This window comes from Nisaea sp., from assembly GCF_034670185.1.
GTDB lineage: Bacteria > Pseudomonadota > Alphaproteobacteria > Thalassobaculales > Thalassobaculaceae > Nisaea.
Window position 1 is genome coordinate 570,453 of the sequence record NZ_JAXMNY010000001.1, and the last position, 18,147, is coordinate 588,599.

Consider the following 18,147-nt stretch of genomic DNA (forward strand, 5'->3'; position numbering starts at 1 on the left):
CCCGCAGCGGATTGGGTGAGGTGCCGGGAGCGGACTTGTTCCGGAGCGGCCGAGACGGGATTATGCCGCCATCGGTCGCGTGACCGGCCAGAATAAAATTATGGAGGAATAAAGATGCCCGCCAGCCTTCCGGGTCCGTTCGAAACCCTGAGTCTCGAGATGCCGTCCGAGCACGTCCTGTTGCTCACCCTGGACCGGCCGGAGCGCGGCAACGCCCTCAACACCCAGATGGGCTTCGATCTCCGTGATCTCTTCACTGCGCTCTATCACGACCAGCAGGGCATCCGCTGCATCGTCATCACCGGGCGCGGCGAGAAGATCTTCTGCGCGGGCGGGGATCTGAAAGAGCGCAACAACATGACGGATGAGGCCTGGCAGACGCAGCATGCGCTGTTCGAGCAGGCGGTCCGGGCGATGATGGATTGCCCGATCCCGATGATCGGGGCTGTGAACGGTGCGGCCTTCGCGGGCGGATTGGAAATCGCGCTCTGTTGCGATTTCGTCTATTGCGCGCCGAATGCCCGGTTTGCCCTGACCGAAGTCACCCTCGGCATCATGCCGGGCGCGGGCGGCACCCAGAACCTGCCGCGCGCGGTCGGCGTCCGCCGAGCCAAGGAAATCATTCTGACCGGCACGCCTTTCAGCGCTACCGATGCGATGGACTGGGGCCTCGCCAACAAGCTCTGCGAGGACGGCAAGCTGCTGGAAGACGCGCTGGCAACGGCGGAAAAGATCGCGGGCAACGCGCCGATCTCCACCCGCCAGGTGAAGAAAGCCATCGACATGTCGACCCAGCTTGACCTGAAGAGCGGCTACGCCTTCGAGATCGAGGCCTATAACCGCATGGTCCCGACGGAAGACCGCCTGGAGGGCGTCCGCGCCTTCAACGAGAAGCGCAAGGCGGTCTTCAAGGGGAAATAGGGAGGCCAATCTCTATTAACACCGTCATCCCCACGCACGTGGGGGGCCAGGGAACAAGGGCGGCACTCTATGATCCCTGGGTCCCCGCTTTCGCGAGGATGACGGTTTTGGAGGGTTGGGCTCAGCTCACAACCCCGCGCCCGCCCGCCACTCCGAGAGCGGCAGGAAACTCGGGATCGGCCGTGGTTCTTCCGGCAGCATCGAAATGAATTCCAGAGAATGCCCGTCCGGATCGTCGAAATAGACGCTGGCGGCGGGCATCCAGCTCAACACCACTGGCTCGTCAATCGGCTCTTCGCCGTTCTTGGTCGGCGTCAGCCCGGCCGCTTTCAGCCTCGCGACCGAGCGCTCGACATCCTCCAGCGCGACGTTGAAGGCAATGTGCAGCTTCATCCCCATCGGCGCCGATCCGACACCCCAGAGCCCGAGCATCGCGGTCTCTGGCGCCGGCACCCAGAAGAACGCGACGTTGCGGTCCTTGACCACATGGGCCAGCGGCAGACCGAGCACATCCCGGTAGAAGGCGATCGAGCGGTCCAGGTCGCGGACAGTCAGATGGGCCTCGTACAGGCCTTTGATGGGAACGATCATAGCGCGCCTCTTGTTTAATCAAGTTTATTCTTGAATAATAGGCGTGACGCATGAGGAAGGCAAGTGCTGGAGCGACCCGCCCGCACCGCCGTCATCCCGACCGGAGATCCGGGATCCATTTGTTCATAGGGTGGGACGGCGCAGCCATGGATCACGGATCAAGTCCGGGATGACGGCTTTTGCTGGGGAGTTGAGCGGCAGGTCCCCTGAACTCTCTTCGCGTCCGGTGCCTTTCATTTCGCGACGGATCAAGGGGGAAACCGCTTCGGTTCCCACTTCAGGTGGGGATAATCTTAACTGAGGCAGCTTGAGCGGGACGTGCGGTTGGGGAGCGATATGTCAGCAAAGAGGGGCAGTGAAGGAGCAGCTCAAACAGTATCCCCTCTGCATTGGTTCAGGTTAGTCGCGGTGTATCTCCTGATTCCGCTGATTTTATTCGTATGTGGCGGGGACCCCGGTTGGTGGCAGGCGTGGCTCTATTCTGTTCTGATCGTTACAGTCGGTTTAGGCGGACGCATCTTGGCGGAACAGCGGCATCCCGGATTGACGGCCGACCGGCAAAATACTGAGATTATCCAAAACGCAAAAGCCTGGGACAAAGTGCTCGCGCCGTTGATGGCGGTGAGTATCGCTTATCCTCTGGTCATCGTGGCGGGGCTGGACCACCGCTACAGCTGGTCTCCTGAATTTCCGCTCTGGCTGAATGCCATTGGCTTCGTTTTAATCTCGCTCGGATACGCTTTCGCTGCATGGGCGCTGGCCGAGAACCGCTTTTTCTACAGCGTTGTGGTCATCCGGACGGAACGGGGGCATGTGGTGTGTGACACTGGTCCATACCGAATTGTCCGGCATCCGGGCTATGCCGGAACTATCTTTGCACTGTTCGGTATCGTTCTCGCCCTGGGCTCGGTATGGACACTGATTCCCGTGGCGGTGGCCTTGGTTATTTCGGTGTCCAGAACGGCACTTGAAGACCGGACCTTGCAGGAGGAGTTGCCGGGTTATCGGGACTACGCGCTTCGGGTTCGGTGCCGGTTGATGCCCGGAATCTATTGAGGAACCGCTCTCGGTGCCAAAATTAAGCGTGTGTCTTTTTGTTCTCTTCATGATTTTTCTCTCTAAACTCTTGATGATTTAATGCGTGATAATTATAATTAAAATGCTATCTAAGAGAGCGGTATTCGCAATTTCTACCTCGTTTTGGAGTGATTAATGTCATCAGACAATGAGCTCAGACCCACGGTTTCGCCGGACGACGAGGGTGTCGCTTCATTGGAACCTTTTGAGGATTTAAAAAGGCGTGTAGAGATTACTAGGGATGCTAGATTTCAGGCGAACTTAAGGTTGGAGAGAAGGCAGAAATCTTCATATTTTTTAACTTCCGTATTGTCGTTGTTTGTCATTGTTTTATCTCTTATACCAAATATTTATTCACTGAATCAGGCGTCTGCCCAGACTTTGTTGGCTTTGACGATTGTTAATTCTGTTTTCATTATAATCACAACATTTCTTGAAGCTTCGGGGAATTTTATTCACAAGGGAGAGCAGCTACATCGAAGCGCGCGAAAAATTGCTGCAGTATTTAATCGGTTGATGCTGTTGGATGAGGCAGAGAGATGCGAGAAAGAAAAAATTCGAAATCTTCAAATAGAATATCAAGATTCATTGGACGATTGCCCTTTTAATCATGACAATATTGATTACGATAAAGTAAAGGCGACAAAGCCTTCCTTGTTTAAGGGGAGGATTTATGGTGGTTTTGGTAGATCATTTTTTCCATTTTTTCGTTTATTTGCTTATAAATTTCACGAATATAGTTGGACGTTTCCTCACGCTGTTGTGTTTTTGGTTACGATAAGCGTCCTGTATTGGATGCTGGTTTTGGATGGGTTTGGCGTCGCGACTCTCGTTACGTCGCCGTAACGTGATTTTTATTTGCGAGTATTATGCTCGGGGTTGTTTCTTGATTTCAATCACACCTTCAACTGCCGCCACCACATCCCCAACCGGGATCAGCTCCGGGTCCTTCCCGCCATAATCCTTCGCATCGACGATCTTCAGCCGCACCGCGCTGGGCGCGTATTTCGCCGGGTTGTGCTTGCTGAAGAGCGAGACCAGCGGGGCGCCGCCTGTGGCCATCATGTGGCCGGTGCCGCTGTCGTTGGCGAGGGCGGCGTGCAGGCGTCCGGCGAGCGCCATGGCGAGGACGGGGCCTTTCAGGTGGGGCTGGTTGTCCGTCCGGTTCCATTCCGGGAAGAGGGCTTCGGGCACCGCCGCGCGCCATTCAGGGACTTTTGCGGCTTCCTCCGGTCCGGCAAAGAAAACTGGGGTCCGGCCTTTTGCCACCTGCATTTTCGCCACGGTGAGGAAGTTCGCTTCCGGCCAGACCTTCACCTTGTCACCTGCGCCGGGAGCGATGCCGATATAGACGGGGCCGTCCGGCAGCAGCTCGGCGGCGAGAGCCTTATATTCCGGCGCCACCATGTCGATCAGGCCTTTATGAGCATGCGCCATCCGCTCCGGGGCGGCGAGGTCGAGCAGCAGGGTGAGGTTTTTCAAGAGGTGGCGGCCCGGTTTCTGGGCCGCAGCCGGGCGCTCGTCGGAGAGCCAGTAGCCCGCGCAGGCGCTGATAAACCGGCTGTGCCGGATACGACGAACGGAGAGAGTGCGGCGCAAAGTGATCTGGGTGTCGATCACAAGATCGAAGTGGCGGCCGTCCAGAGGGCGCGATCCCCAAGGCAGGATGTGGTTCATATCGTCGCCGATCCCTGCTTCGGTGATCACCTCATCCAGCAGGGGGGCGACCACGGGGGCGAGGGGGCCCGCATACATGGACGGGCCAAGCCCTGCCAGCCATGTGATCTGCGCCTCAGGGAAACGCGTCCGGAGATCTTTCAGAAAAGGCAGCTTGAACAGACCGTCGCCGATGGTTTCCCCGCAGGAATAGATCAGGATCGTCTCGGGATTTTGCGAAGTGGCGGGCTTGGATGTCATGACGCGTGATCGGCTCATTTTGTCGCGGGTCCGCACTATTACGAATCTTTGCTTCCAAAACCACACATGGTAGCCAAGCGGACCATTTTTTGTTTGGTCGGCATATACTCGGCAGATAACTGGAAAGCCCTTATGAGCGATACAATTCTGGTCCCCGTTGCGCCCGGCGAGATGCTGGATAAGATCACGATCCTGGAGATCAAGCTGGAGCGGATCGAGGACGCGGCGAAGCGTGCCAATGTCGAACTCGAACACACGATGCTGCAGAAGGTACGCGGAGAGAAGATCCCGGAGAGCCCGGAGCTGGCCGATGCCTATGCACGGCTGAAAGCGGTGAACGAGACGCTCTGGGTGATCGAGGACGATATCCGCGATTGCGAGCGCGGCGGCGATTTCGGGCCGAAATTCATCGAGCTGGCGCGTAGCGTCTACCGCGTCAACGACCAGCGGGCGGCGATCAAGAAAGAGATCAATCTCCTGCTTGGCTCCGCCCTTGTCGAAGAGAAGTCCTACAAGGATTATCTCCCGCCGGAGACGGCTGGCCAGTGAGGCGGGCATGACAATTTCCGGCGCGATGGCGCCCGATCCCCGCTTCGTGCGGTTCCGGTTCTGGGTGCTGGCAGTCGTGCTGCTGCTGTTCGTGCCGGTCGGCGTGCTGGCCAAGCAGGCGATGGCGACGCTGTTCATCGCGCTGGTCATCTTGCTGCTCGGCGCCGTCTGGGTGGAGAGGCGGCGGATCGCAAGGCCGGCAAAACCGATCCTGATCGCTTTTGCCGCTATCGTCGCCCTGTCTCTACTCGGCGCCTGGTTCGGCGGAAATGGTCTGCATCTTGTCGGAATGCTGAAAAAGCTCGGCATGCTTGCCCTGCTGCTGGTGTGCGTCTCCGCCGCGCCGGAAATCCGGGCGGGGCTCTCGACACAGCCGCTTGTGCTGTGTCTGGGTGCCGGGATTCTTCTCGGTGCGATGATTTTCACAATCGAGCTGAATTTCGATGCACCGCTCTACCGGTTCTTCTCCGGCAAGGGATGGGACGTTGACGTGGCGCCGTCCCGGTTCAACCGGGGCAGCACCGCACTGGTCCTGCTGAGCTGGCCTGCCGCGGCAGGGCTGTGGCTCGCCGGTCGCCGTGCGGTAGCGCTGGTGCTTGTTCTGGTCGGGTTGGCCGTCGCTTCTATTGGAGAGTCGGCTTCGGCAATGCTCGCGGCTGTGGCCGGAGTGTTGGTGTTGCCATTGGCGGTTCTGAGCGGCCGGATCGCGTCGCGGCTCGTGTTCCTGCTCGCGGTGCCGTTGATGATTGCCGCGCCCTGGCTGCTCGGCAACCTGCTGGTCTGGATTCCGGATTATGTCGCCGTTTTCCCGCCGTCTTTCGCTGACCGGCTGGAGATCTGGCACAGCGCATCCACGACGGCGCTGGAACAGCCCCTGGTCGGCCTCGGTCTCGGGGCGATGCGCAGCCTTGAGGTGCCGGAGGCGGTGAGGGCGACATACAGTTTCTTCAAGCACGGCACGATCCATCCGCATAATGCGGCGATCCAGATCTGGCTTGAGCTTGGCCTCGGCGGCATTCTGGCGGCGCTGGTGCTGCTCGGCCGTCTGGTCGTGGCCTCGGACCCGTTGCCGCGCCCGGCCCGGGCAGCCGCGATCTCGGCGCTGTCCTGCGGGCTGGTGATTGCCGCCGTCTCCTACGGGCTGTGGCAGGAAACATGGCTCGGCATCATCGGCTTCACCATCCTTTCCTTCGGCGTGCTCTGCCGCAACGAAAGCCCTTCCGACTGATCTCTTTTCCAGCGCGTCTCCCTGGTGTTTAGTTGTTCCAAGAACAGTAAAAAAACAGGGAGGCCCAAAGTGGCTCAGTATCCGGCGGTCGACGCAGTCCGCAAAATTGGCATTCTCGGTGGCGGTACGATCGGCGCGAGCTGGTCCGCTTTCTTTCTCTCCAAAGGCTATGACGTCGTGGCTTGGGACCCGGGGCCGGATGCGGAAGCCAAGATGCGGGCTTTCATCGACAATGCGTGGCCGCAACTGACCGAACTTGGACTTTCCGCCGGTGCCGCAGTGGCGCGGCTCAGGTTCGTCGCGACGCCGGAAGAGGCCGTCGCGGGCTGCGATTTCATTCAGGAAAGCGCGCCGGAACGGCTTGATATCAAGCAGGAGCTGTATGCGCGGGTCGATGCGGTGATCGAGCCTCGGACGATCTTCGCCTCCAGCACATCCGGGCTTGTGATGAGCGATCTGCAACAGGGCCTGAAGAATGCGAGCCAGTTCGTCGTCGGCCATCCGTTCAACCCGCCACATCTGATCCCGTTGGTCGAGGTGGTCGCCGGGAAAGATTCTGATCCGGTGGCGGCGGACTGGGCGATGGATTTCTACCGGCATGTCAGAAAGTACCCGATCCGCCTGAAGAAGGAGCTGAAAGGCCATCTGGCGAACCGATTGCAGGCTGCACTCTGGCGTGAGGCTCTGATGGCGGTGAAAGAGGATGTCGCCTCCATAGAGGATATCGACGCCGCAATGGCCCAGGGGCCGGGGCTGCGGCTCGCCCTGATGGGCCCGCACATGATCTTCGGGCTCGCCGGGGGCAAGGGCGGCATGGGCCATTTCTACGATCACATCGGCCCGGCCATGGAAGCCTGGTGGGAGACCATGCAGGAGACGCCGAAGCTGGATGCGGACCTCCGGGCGAAACTGATCGAGGGCCTGGATGAGGAAGCGGCCGGCCGGTCCATCGGCCAGCTTGAGGCCGAGCGAGACGACAAGCTGATCGCCTTGCTCAAGATGCTGCAGGCGAAAGGGTAGACCCTGAAATGACCGGTTCCGGGAAATCCGTGATCGTTATCGGCGCCGGGATCGTCGGCGTCGCCACCGCGCTCTGCCTGCAGATGGAGGGGCACCGGGTGACGGTGCTCGACCCCAAGGCTCCCGGAACCGCGACCTCTTTCGGCAATGCCGGATCGATTGCCATTGGCGGGATGTATCCGACGGGCTCTCCCGGCAACCTGAAACAGGTGCCAAGGATGCTGATGGACCCGGCCTCGGCCGTTTCCATCCGCTGGTCCTATCTGCCGCGGATGCTGCCTTGGCTCGTGCGTTTCTTCGCGGCGAGCCGGCCGTCCCGGGTGGAACAGATATCCCGGGAGCTGGCGAGTATCGTTCCGTCCGCTGCCGAGGCGCACCTGTCGCTGATGAAGGCGCACCGGATCGAGGGCATCGTCAAGCCGCTCGGCTGGCTCAAGGTCTATACCGGCGAGAAGTCTTTCGCGGGCACGCTCGAGGAGCGGCAGACCATCGAACGGCTGGGCGCAAATGTGCAGATCCTGAATCAGGACGAACTTCGCCAACTTGAACCCGCCCTGTCGCCGCGTTTCACTCATGCTGCCTTCCAGCCGGACAACCAATTTGTTACCAGCCCGATCAAGCTGACCGAAGCCTATGCAAAAGCCTTCATCGGTCTGGGCGGTCGGTTTCTGGCAGAGAAGGTGACGCGGTTTGAGTTCGACGGTGGCCGGGTTCGGAAGGTCGTCACGGATCTCGACATGCATGAAGCGGACGATGTTGTTGTCTGTGCCGGCGCCTGGTCCGGCAGGATCTGCGAAATGCTCGGATTCGGCGTTCCGCTGGACACGGAACGCGGGTATCACCTCAATATTGTTTTGGAAGACGGCCCAAAACTCAGCCGCCCGGTGGTGATCGGGGACCACAGTTTCGTGCTGGCGCCGATGCAGGATGGCATCCGGCTAACCAGCGGCGTCGAGTTCGCCGGTGTCGATGCCCCGCCGGACTTCAGGCGGATCAGGCGGATGCTGCCGCTGGCCCAAAAAGCACTTCCCGGTCTTGGAGATATAATCAATCGAGAGTGGCTCGGATATCGGCCGTCAATGCCTGATAGCAAACCTGTAATTGGTCTTGCACATGGAATGCATAACGTTTTCCTCGGGTTTGGTCATGGACATATCGGGCTCACTCTGGCGGCCCGTACCGGATACCTATTGGCCGATCTTGTGTCCGGCCGGGTGCCTTCCGTTGATCTGATGCCGTTCAGCGCGGGGCGTTTTTAATCTTTTTCTGTCAGAATATTCATATTAACGGTTTCTTATTAATCCATTCTATAGGCTTCTATGGAGAGAAAACCATTGCTTGCGATGCATCGCGGGTGGAGAGTCCTATGGGGACTCACCGGCACTTACGAGATTCCAGTACGAAAGGGAGAAGCATGAAACGCTTTCAGAACCCAATATTGAAAAAGTCCGCAGCCGTATTTGGCGCGGTACTTCTATCCGGCTGTGCCGGTATGCAGCTCGATAATGCCCGCATGGTTGAGCCTGGGGGAAGCGCCTTCAGCACAGCGCTGTACAAGGAATACATGGCTCTCTCCGAGCTTGAATTCCTGGAAGGCGATTACAAGGACTCCGATGTGTTCGCGCTTCGGGCGATTTCCGCCGCGGGCAACAACCCGAGCACGCCTGAAGAAATGAGCGCGCGTAATCTGCCGCCAGCCAACAAGGGTGAGCTGGCAACCGCCCGGCGTGAACTGGTCGAGGCTCTGGCCGCCACGGCGACCGAGAAAGCCTCTGTCAATGCAGCGCAGGCCCAGGCCGCATTCGAGTGCTGGATGCAGGAGCAGGAAGAAAACTTCCAGCCTGACGATATTGCCAAATGCCGCGCGGATTACATGGCGTCGATGAAGGCAGTGCGTTCCGCGCTTGCACCGGCTCCGGCAACCGCCGCTCCGGCACCGGCTCCGGCGCCGAAGGCTCCGCAGCGGATGGCCGCGACCTACACTGTCAATTTCGACTTCGACTCTGACAGCATCACCGGCAAGGCGAGCCAGATCATCGCCGAAGCCGGTATGGCAATCGATGAAATGCAGGCGAGCACCATCATCCTGTCCGGTTATGCTGACCGTGCCGGTTCGGAAGCTTACAATATGAAGCTCTCTGATCGCCGGGCGAAGTCCGTTCTGGGTGCTCTCGACATTCGGTCTCGCAAGAAGATCGCTGAGTCGACCCAGATCAAGGTCTATGGCGAGAAGAACAACAAGAAGAAGACCGAGGACGGTGTCCGCGAGGCGGAAAACCGCCGCGTGAAGATCGAAATCATTCGCTAAGAAGCGAGCAAAGAATACGAATAAGGCCGCCCTCGGGCGGCCTTATTTTTTGTTCCGGATTATCCGAGTTTGGCGAGGCCTTCCAGGGTCTGCCGAATGATCTGGCGGGAACGCCACAGCACCATTTCCTTCCAGTCGGCCTTGTCCGGGGAGTAATGATCCCGGATCTGCTGCTTGATGCGCTTGGTCTCCGGTGCAGACCAGTCAACGTCCCCCTGATTGTGCAGCCAATGGTCTTCGCGCAGCACAAGGAGCCCCCGGTCGGTGGGGAAGGTGCCGTATTCAAGGGCGACATAGGTGTAATTGTCGCCTAGCTCGGCATTCCACATTTCCCGGGATGTGCCGTGTAGCGGAATCGAGGACGATGTGCCCAGTTCCGGCACGCCGACGGAATCTCCGTACATTTCAACAACCCGCTTCATGCCCGCGCTGCCAGGCAGGTGCGCGCAGATCGGCTCGCCATAGCCATACGGGCCAAGACCCGTGTGGTAATCGATGACGCTGACCAGGGCGCGGTCAGCCAGCTTGAAGTCACGGATAATCTTCTCCAGCGTCTGGCGCGCCCATGACGGACCGAAACCACCGAAGAACATGCTGTGTGGGTGCTTGTACTGTCCGGCCTTGCGAGCCGTCTGGAAGGCGCTTTCGCCATGCTCGGCACGGTACTTGGCGATCTTCTCCTTTGCCTTTGCCATGGTCTCGTCATCGAGGGACGGCGGAACGAGGGCATCGACCAGCTCATCGTGGCCCGGGTTTTCCGGAATGGGTTTCGTGAAGTCGATATAATTCCGGTTCAGGTCGCAGCCTTCTTCCGTCACCCGGCGCAGCCAGGCGAAGCCGTGCGGGTTCAGCGCATGGATATGCAGCGCCGCCATATCCGCATCGAGACCCTGCCGGGCGCCGGACAGGAACCAGTCGATCTGCGCGCCCGAGCCGCAGAAACCCTCCACGCCATGGGTGGAGGAGATCGTTACCAGAACTTTCTTCGCATCCTTCGGCCCAACCCAGGCGGCGTCACAGGCGAGGGTTTCGCCATAGGGACCCTTGTTGGGGTTCTCGTAGGTCGTGACCGTGGCGCCTTCGCGCTCGGCTGCGGCGAGGAAGCGCTCACGGGCCTGACGGTAGTCTTCGGAAAACGCGTGATCGATGAATTCGAGGATGCTCATCTGGTCCAGTCCATGGGGAAGGTGGCGAAAGCCGTGAAGGAGGAGAGACTAGCAAACAGCCGGACCCCGGCGCCATTGCTGTAACGGAAATATCTGTTGAGCTGATCGGGACAAGTTGGCAGCGTGGCCGCCTCAGTATCCAGAAGTATGTGCCAGAAGTTTATGAATGCGAGGCGTCATGGCGTTACCCGGAAACATCCTGCTCATTACCGCCGATCAGTGGCGCGGCGACTGCCTCTCCATCCTCGGTCATCCGGCGGTACGAACGCCTAATATCGATGCGCTTGCGGCCGATGGCGTGCTGTTCGAGCGGCATTATTGTCAGGCCGCTCCGTGCTCGCCGGCCCGCGCGTCGCTCTACACCGGGCTTTACCAGATGAACCACCGGGTCTGCCGTAATGGCAGTCCGCTGGATGCGCGTTTCACCAATATTGCGCAGGAAGGGCGGCGGGCCGGGTACGGACCGGTCCTGCTCGGCTATACGGATCAGACCCTCGATCCGCGGACCCGGCACGCCAAGGACCCGCGTCTCACCACGTATGAAGAAGTCCTGCCGGGGTTTGAGCGGCACACCCGATACGACGAACACGCACTCGACTGGCTGGACTGGCTGAAGGGCAAGGGCGAGGACGCCTCCGGGGGGCTTAAAGGGGTTTATGGCTCGGTGCCGCAGGACGGTCCTTTCAGCCGGGCGGATCTCACTCCCAAGTTTGCGTCAGAGCATACAGAGACCGGGTATATTACCGAACGTTTCCTCGATTATCTGGGGCAGCAGGACGCGGACAAGCCCTGGTTCGCCCATCTCTCCTTCATCCGTCCGCACCCGCCGTTTTCGGTGCCGGAGCCCTACAATTCCATGGTCGAGGATGCGTTGGTCCCGGCGCCAAATCGAGCGGCATCGGTGGAAGCGGAAGCGGCACAGCATCCGTTCCTGCGGTTCATGCTGGAGAGGGTGACCGGAAAATCCTTTGTGCCCGGCGGTGGCGATCGGTTGGTAACGGACTGGAACGACGATGAGATCCGGGCCGTTCGGGCGGTTTATTTCGCCATGGTGGCGGAAGTCGACGCGCAGCTTGGGCTGCTGGTCGACGGGCTGAAGAAAGCTGGCGCTTATGAGGACACGCTGATCGTGCTGACCAGCGATCACGCGGAGATGCTGGGCGACCATCATCTCTTCGGCAAGCTCGGCTATTTCGAGCAGAGCTATCATATTCCGCTCATTGTCCGGATGCCGGGAGCGAATAATCCGCGCGGCGTCAGGATTGACCGGTTCACGGAATCAATCGATATCGCGCCGACCCTGGCCGAATGGTCCGGCATCCCGACACCCCTGCAATATGACGGCCGGTCCCTGCTGCCCTTCCTGAAAGGCAAGGAGCCGGTCACCTGGCGCGACGCGGCCCATTGGGAGTTTGATTTCCGGGATGTTGTCGGCGGAGTACCCGAAAAAGAACTCGGCTTGCGGCTCGATCAATGCCAGCTCGCGGTGCGTCGGGAGGGCAGGTTCAAATACGTCCATTTCGCCGGTTTAACGCCGCTGTTTTTCGATCTGGAAAACGATCCGCATGAACTGGTGAACCTCTCCGGTAACCCGAACTATGCGACCGAGGAACTGGCGGCCGCGCGAGGCATGCTGTCCTGGCGCCAGGCGATGAGCGAACGCACTCTCAACGGGATCGAGGTGACGGCGGAGGGGCCGGTAGAGCGGAGCTTTGCGGAGCGTTTTTAAACCAACCCAGCGGAGCTTTGCGGAGCGCTTTTAAACAAACCCAGCGGAGCTTTGCGGAGCGTTTTTAAACGAGTACAGCGGAGCTTTGCGGCGCGCTTCTGACGGCGCCGCGCCATCGTTCGCGGATCGATACTGATCCGGTTCCGTGCGGTATCTTGGCGGTGCGCGAAAAGCGCTGCTAAGTTACTGAAAACAGCGAGCGCATTCGGGGGATGCTATGAGCGACGCGGCTGACTATTCGATTGATCCGCAGATGGCGCAGGCCATGGAACGGATGCTGAAGATCGCTGAAGAGGAAGGGCTTCCGCCGCTTCCCCTGGACCCGAGCCCGCCGGAATCCCGTGTCCGGATGGAAGCCGAGCGATCCTGGTGGAACCAGGACCTGCCGGAAATGTCGGATGTGCGAGAAGAGCATATCGACGGCCCGAACGGCCCGATCCGTGTGCGTCTGCTCTATCCGGATGTGCCGCGTCCAGCTCCGGTTCTGGTCTATTTCCATGGCGGTGGCTGGGTCGTCGGCTCTCTTGAAACCCATCACCGGGCGATGCGTTATCTTGCGCTACAGAGCGGATGCGCCGTTGTTGCGGTCGATTACCGTCTCGCGCCGGAGCATAAATTTCCCGCACCGCTGCAGGATTGCGTCGCCGCGATTGAGCATGTCCGCGATAACGGCGGGGACTGGGGCCTGGATGTCGAGAAAATCGCTGTCGGCGGCGACAGCGCTGGCGCCAATCTGGCACTTGGATCGGCGCTGGCGATGCGGGACAAGGGGGACAGCCCGATCCGCTCTCTGACCCTGTTCTACGGCTGCTTTGATCGAGACCTTGAAGATGAGTCCCATACGCTGTTCGGTGACGGCTCTTTCGGGCTCTCGACGGCCTCCATGCGCTGGTACTGGAACCATTATCTTCGCGATGATGCGGATTCAACCAACCCGCTGGCTTGCCCTTTGAAAGCGGATCTCGCGGGATTGCCGCCGACGCAGCTCTACCCGGCGGGCCTCGACCCGCTGCGGGATGATTCCATCGTTATGCACGAACGGATGAAAGCGGCAGGCGTACCCGTGGAATACAAACTCTATCCCGGGGTCTGCCACGCTTTCATCAATCTGACCCGGATGGTCGATCAGGCGCATGAGCTGATCGGCGATGCCGCGACCGCAATCAGGCGCAACCTGGCCTAAGCCGACGTTTCGGGCCGTTCGTTTGGCAGGCCCAAGGTCAGGATATTGGTCACCAGAATGGTGCCTGCCAGCATGTAGAAGATAGAGACCAGTCCGTAGGCGTCCGCCAGCATGCCGCCGACCAGCGGCATCGCCATGGAAAAGCCGCTTTGGGTTCCGAACATCAGGCTGGTCGCCGAACCGCCGAGATGATCCGGCGTGAGGTCCATCATCCAGCTGTGCACCACCGGGCGGACCGCGTAGAGCACGAAGCCGAGCAGAGAGATCCCCGCGATGAACGCGGTCTCGCTGCCGAGGAAGGTAAGGCTGGCGATGATCACGGTCGAGGCACTGAGCCCGGCCAGTACCACGGTGCGGCGCCCGGCCCTGTCGGACCAGACACCGGCCACCGGGGTGGCAATCACCCCACCGACCTGCATTGCTGCCATGGCGATTCCGATCATTACCGGGCCGGAGCCCATATCGTGCGCCAGATAGAGTGGCAGAAAGGCGAGCAGGCCTGACTGGGTCATGGAACGGAAGCCGCTCATCACGCAGAGCCCAAGAATGGCGCGGTTGGCGATGACGGTCCGGATGCCCTGGAAATACTCGGCCACGCCGATGCCGTGTGCAGCGCCGGTCTTGGGACGCACGGTCTCGTAGCGTAACAGGCCGACGGCCAGGATAGCGGCGACGGCCAAAACCGGAAGCGCGGACAATTCAGCCGCCTTGTGCCAGCCGAACGCGGCAATCAATGCTCCCGCTGCGAGCGGGGCGATGGTGTCGCCCGTGCTGGCGCCGAGCCCGTGGATCGAGAGCGCGTAGCCGCGGTTCTTCGGATAGCGGTTAGAGAGAAAGGAGATTGCCGGTGGATGCCAGGCATTGCCGGTGACGCCGATCACGGCGACGAGCCCGACGAGCGTGAGGAGAGTGCCGGCGAGCCCTATAGCCGCCAGCGCCGTGGCGCCGATGGCGACCGACAGGATCTGGAACAGCACCTTGCGCCCGGTGATGTCGACCAGCGGACCGCTGAAGAAGTTCGAGACGAAGGAACTCACGTGGAAGACGCTGACCAGCGCGCCAGCCTCGGTGTAGCTGAGGCCGAGGGACATCGACAGTGGCGGCAGCAGCAGGTAGAAGGTCGCAGCCGTCCAGTGGATAGCGCCGTGGCCGAGGCCGACGAGGGCGATCGGAATATTTTCCCGGAGCGGGAGGCCGGTTAGGCGTTCGGAGAAGGTCATGGACGTTCCGGGTTACAGGGAGGCTGGCGCCTCGGTCGGTCGTGCAAGGGCACAAGAAGATGGGCGATCAAATTAGCACGCAAGCGCCGTCTCTGGGCAATCTCATTGGCGAGTTGCTCGACCACGGGATACCCGAAGCAATATTGTTTGCCGTCCTGCTGCTGGCCGGGATGTCGATCCTTTATTACACGCTGCGCACCGGCGTTCCGCCTATGCCCTCACACCCATCAGCCCGGCGGGCCGTGTTCCGGCTGATCCCGGAGAGTTTCGCTCCGGTGACGATTTATGAGCTCGGGTGCGGCTGGGGTGGGATGGCATTCGAGCTGGCCGCGCGCTATCCGGAAGCGCGTGTGGTCGGCATCGAGCTCTCGCCGCTTCCATGGCTTGTCTGCCATATACGGAAGCTTTTCCAGCGGCGGCCTAATCTCGAAATCCGCAGGGCCGATTTCCTGAAGTGCGACCTTGCGGACGCGGATCTCGTGTTCTGCTACCTGATGGTCGCGCCGATGCGCGGTCTGGAGCGGAAACTCGCCGGAGACATGCAGCCGGGCTCTCTGGTGATTACGAGTACCTTCGCAATGCCCGAGTGGATGGCAGAGACTGTGGAAACAGTGCCAGAAGCCACAAGCGCGCAGATTTATCGCTATCGCGTGCCGGGCTGATCGCACCGCTCAGTCCAGTTCGGCTTCCAGTTCAGCGGTACTTGTCGGGACGTCGTCTGCTGCCTCTAATGCACTGATATCGCTCAAGTGATGGGCAATACGCCAGACGTGATAGGCGCTCCGGTGAAGCCATCGGATGCTGTCCAGCCGATTGATTGTGTCATCGACCGACAGCAGACCTGCCGCAGCGTTGTAGGCTGCGTCCTCCCGAATACGGTGACGCTGTTCTCTCAGTCCTTTTCGGAGGGCATCGAAGTCACGTTCCGCGGCTTTCAGGTCCTCGCTCCGGGTAATATTCGCGAGCAGGGTCACAAATTGTGCACTTACTTCCCGAAGCGCCGGATCGTGGGCGATCGTCACGATCCGTTGTGACTGGGTTGCCCGGTGGCAAAGCCTGCGAAGGTGATCGAGAGCGTGAATTGCGGCAGTAAACCGGCCAATCCCTGCGGGGGGAGCGCGCCGTGCTTGAATGTCGGCGGTATAGAGTTCGGACTTGCTTATGGCATCCTGAATTCTTGCCAGATTAAGTCTGCTTTTCCTTCTGTGGGAGCGATCTATCGCACCATGCAGGTGATCGAAGAGGATCAAGGCGCATTCATTCAAAGTGCCGGCCAGCGCATCCGTTGCGGCGGCGGTATCTGGCAGCAGCCTGTTGTCAAGCCGGCGCGAAAGATCGGTCCCGTCGTCGGGTATCAGCCACAATATCAGTCGTGCAAACAGTCCGGTGACCGGCAAAATGAGCAGCACCCCAAGAGTATTGAACGTGGTGTGAAAGGCGGCCAGCGCCAGCTGGTCGGAACCGGGCGCGGCTGGATCCGTGAAATGTGCGGCGATGCTTGCGAAGGGTGTCAGCAGGGAAAAGGCGAGGATGCCGGTCAGGACGTTATAGATCATGTGGGCAAAGCCGGTCTGACGCATGGCGGTCGATCCACCGGTGGCGGCGAGCACGGCTGTGAAGGTGGTGGCAACGTTCATGCCGATGATCATTGCGGCGGCCTGGGGCAAGTTGATCGTTCCGCTGGCGAGCGCAACCATCGCCGCTGCGATACCGGCGCTGGAGGACTGGGTCAACAGGGTGATCGCGATGCCGATACCGACAAGCTGCAGGCGGCCGAAGAATGTGTCGGACGGAAAGTCGTCCGGCGTGACCACGCTGCCGAACAGCTCCATCCCTTCCTGCATCGTGTTCAGCCCGATGAAAATCAGGCAGAACCCGGCCAGAGACCATCCGGCGAGGGCGGTCCGTCCCTTGCTGAAGAACTTCACCAGAACGGCAACCAGGAGAACGGGTAACGCGATCGCGCCGAGCTGCAGCTTGAAGCCGAGGACGGCCACGATCCAGCCGGTCAGGGTGGTGCCGATATTCGCGCCGAAAATGATACCCAATGCCTGGGTAAAGGTCAGCAGACCGGCGCCGACGAAACCGACTGCCGTTACTGTCGTCGCGCTGGAGGACTGGACAACCGCAGTCATGAGCGCCCCGGTCAGCGCTCCCGTCGCGGGGCTGTTCGTCAATTGCGCCATGACACGGCGCTGACTGTTCCCGATCAGGCTTTTCAGGCCGTCGGTCAGAATCAGCATCCCGATCAGGAACAAGCCGATTCCGCCGATGGCAACGGCAGCGCTTGCGATCATGGTCTTATAATCACCCCCTTAATCGCTCCGGGGACTAGTCGAGTCTTTTCAGACCAGCCTTTCCGCATGCCAGCGCATGTGATCTTCCATGAAACTGGCGATGAAATAGTAGGAATGATCGTAACCTTCCTGGCGCCGCATGGTCAGGCGGATTCCGGATCTATCGCAGGCCGCCTCCAGAAGCTCGGGCTTCAGCTGACCTTCGAGGAAGCCGTCCGCCAGTCCCTGGTCGACCAGGATATCAGCCACCCGGGCGCCATCCTCGATCAGGGCGCAGGCATCATACTCGCGCCAGTCGGCCTTGTTAGCGCCGATATAGCCGGTCAGCGCCTTGTCACCCCACGGGCAGTTGATCGGCGAGCAGATTGGGGCGAAGGCTGAAACGCTTTTGAACCGGTCCGGGTTTCTCAGAGCGATGGTGAGCGCGCCATGACCGCCCATTGAGTGTCCCGTGATCGCCTGCCGCGTCATATCGAGCGGCAAAGCCTGTTCAACAAGAGCCGGCAGCTCCTTCTCGATGTAGCTGCGCATCCTGTAGTTGGTGGACCACGGAGTTTCTGTTGCGTCTACATAGAAACCGGCTCCAAGGCCGAAATCGTAGGCGCCATCCGGATCGTCAGGGACGCCGTCGCCGCGCGGGCTGGTGTCCGGCGCGATCAGGGCGATTCCCAACGCAGCCGCATCGCGCTGGGCGCCGGCCTTCACTGTGAAATTCTCCTCGGTGCAGGTCAGTCCGGAGAGATACCAGAGCACAGGGACTTTGGCCGTTTCGGCCGCCGGCGGCAGGTAGACCGCAAAACGCATATCGGTCCCGGTCTCTGCCGAGGCGTGGGAATAGACAAACTGCTTTCCGCCAAAGGCCTTGGCTTCGGAGACATTTGTCAGGGCCGGTGTAGTCATTGCTCTTTATCCTTTATCGATCACTCGCGCCGGAGGCTACA

General features: G+C 60.2%; 17 protein-coding genes. 11 read left to right on the forward strand and 6 right to left on the reverse strand.

Translation table 11 applies throughout. From position 1 onward, the window contains the following. Positions 1–114: 114 nt before the first annotated feature. A complete protein-coding gene (locus VOI22_RS02690) occupies positions 115–921 on the forward strand; it encodes an enoyl-CoA hydratase/isomerase family protein (RefSeq protein ID WP_323795047.1) in 807 nt (268 codons plus the stop codon). Positions 922–1,047: 126 nt separating this feature from the next. Here the strand turns inward: VOI22_RS02690 and VOI22_RS02695 are convergent, their stop codons facing one another. Further along, on the reverse strand, positions 1,048–1,512 hold the full coding sequence (locus VOI22_RS02695; protein ID WP_323795048.1) for a VOC family protein: 465 nt from the start codon (positions 1,510–1,512) through the stop codon (positions 1,048–1,050). Positions 1,513–1,920: 408 nt separating this feature from the next. Between VOI22_RS02695 and VOI22_RS02700 the strand changes: the two genes are divergently transcribed. Next, positions 1,921–2,568 (forward strand): isoprenylcysteine carboxylmethyltransferase family protein, encoded by a 648-nt coding sequence (locus VOI22_RS02700; RefSeq protein WP_323795049.1) that lies wholly within the window; start codon positions 1,921–1,923, stop codon positions 2,566–2,568. Between the two features lie 156 nt (positions 2,569–2,724). After that, a complete protein-coding gene (locus VOI22_RS02705) occupies positions 2,725–3,435 on the forward strand; it encodes an SLATT domain-containing protein (RefSeq protein ID WP_323795050.1) in 711 nt (236 codons plus the stop codon). 21 nt (positions 3,436–3,456) lie between these two features. Here the strand turns inward: VOI22_RS02705 and VOI22_RS02710 are convergent, their stop codons facing one another. Continuing rightward, positions 3,457–4,524, reverse strand: coding sequence for a glycosyltransferase family 9 protein (locus VOI22_RS02710; RefSeq protein WP_323795051.1), 1,068 nt, complete (start codon positions 4,522–4,524; stop codon positions 3,457–3,459). Between the two features lie 114 nt (positions 4,525–4,638). Between VOI22_RS02710 and VOI22_RS02715 the strand changes: the two genes are divergently transcribed. From VOI22_RS02715 to VOI22_RS02735, 5 genes are all read left to right on the forward strand, one after another. After that, positions 4,639–5,055 (forward strand): DUF6165 family protein, encoded by a 417-nt coding sequence (locus tag VOI22_RS02715; protein ID WP_323795052.1) that lies wholly within the window; start codon positions 4,639–4,641, stop codon positions 5,053–5,055. A 7-nt stretch (positions 5,056–5,062) separates the two neighbouring features. Further along, complete coding sequence (locus tag VOI22_RS02720) at positions 5,063–6,283, forward strand: O-antigen ligase family protein (RefSeq protein ID WP_323795053.1); 1,221 nt, start codon at positions 5,063–5,065, stop codon at positions 6,281–6,283. Positions 6,284–6,352: 69 nt separating this feature from the next. Further along, a complete protein-coding gene (locus VOI22_RS02725) occupies positions 6,353–7,303 on the forward strand; it encodes a 3-hydroxyacyl-CoA dehydrogenase NAD-binding domain-containing protein (RefSeq protein WP_323795054.1) in 951 nt (316 codons plus the stop codon). An 8-nt stretch (positions 7,304–7,311) separates the two neighbouring features. Continuing rightward, positions 7,312–8,562: an FAD-binding oxidoreductase gene (locus tag VOI22_RS02730; RefSeq protein WP_323795055.1), complete on the forward strand. Its 1,251-nt coding sequence runs from the start codon at positions 7,312–7,314 to the stop codon at positions 8,560–8,562. A 155-nt stretch (positions 8,563–8,717) separates the two neighbouring features. Next, a complete protein-coding gene (locus VOI22_RS02735) occupies positions 8,718–9,611 on the forward strand; it encodes an OmpA family protein (protein WP_323795056.1) in 894 nt (297 codons plus the stop codon). A 59-nt stretch (positions 9,612–9,670) separates the two neighbouring features. On the opposite strand, the gene VOI22_RS02740 is transcribed toward VOI22_RS02735, so the two are convergent. Continuing rightward, positions 9,671–10,777, reverse strand: a complete 1,107-nt coding sequence (locus tag VOI22_RS02740) for a M14 family metallopeptidase (RefSeq protein WP_323795057.1) — start codon at positions 10,775–10,777, stop codon at positions 9,671–9,673. Positions 10,778–10,955: 178 nt separating this feature from the next. Between VOI22_RS02740 and VOI22_RS02745 the strand changes: the two genes are divergently transcribed. Next, positions 10,956–12,506 carry an alkaline phosphatase family protein gene (locus VOI22_RS02745; protein ID WP_323795058.1) on the forward strand — a complete coding sequence of 517 codons (1,551 nt, stop codon included), beginning with the start codon at positions 10,956–10,958 and terminating at the stop codon, positions 12,504–12,506. Between the two features lie 217 nt (positions 12,507–12,723). Then, positions 12,724–13,689 (forward strand): alpha/beta hydrolase fold domain-containing protein, encoded by a 966-nt coding sequence (locus VOI22_RS02750; protein WP_323795059.1) that lies wholly within the window; start codon positions 12,724–12,726, stop codon positions 13,687–13,689. Here the strand turns inward: VOI22_RS02750 and VOI22_RS02755 are convergent. After that, positions 13,686–14,909: an MFS transporter gene (locus VOI22_RS02755; protein WP_323795060.1), complete on the reverse strand. Its 1,224-nt coding sequence runs from the start codon at positions 14,907–14,909 to the stop codon at positions 13,686–13,688. The genes VOI22_RS02750 and VOI22_RS02755 overlap by 4 nt on opposite strands. A gap of 59 nt (positions 14,910–14,968) precedes the next feature. Between VOI22_RS02755 and VOI22_RS02760 the strand changes: the two genes are divergently transcribed. Beyond that, a complete protein-coding gene (locus VOI22_RS02760) occupies positions 14,969–15,571 on the forward strand; it encodes a class I SAM-dependent methyltransferase (RefSeq protein ID WP_323795061.1) in 603 nt (200 codons plus the stop codon). 9 nt (positions 15,572–15,580) lie between these two features. On the opposite strand, the gene VOI22_RS02765 is transcribed toward VOI22_RS02760, so the two are convergent. Further along, entirely contained in the window at positions 15,581–17,206 is a 1,626-nt protein-coding gene (locus tag VOI22_RS02765) for a Na/Pi symporter (RefSeq protein WP_323795062.1), read from the reverse strand. Positions 17,207–17,254: 48 nt separating this feature from the next. Then, positions 17,255–18,106, reverse strand: coding sequence for an S-formylglutathione hydrolase (gene fghA, locus VOI22_RS02770; protein ID WP_323795063.1), 852 nt, complete (start codon positions 18,104–18,106; stop codon positions 17,255–17,257). Positions 18,107–18,147 lie beyond the last annotated feature (41 nt).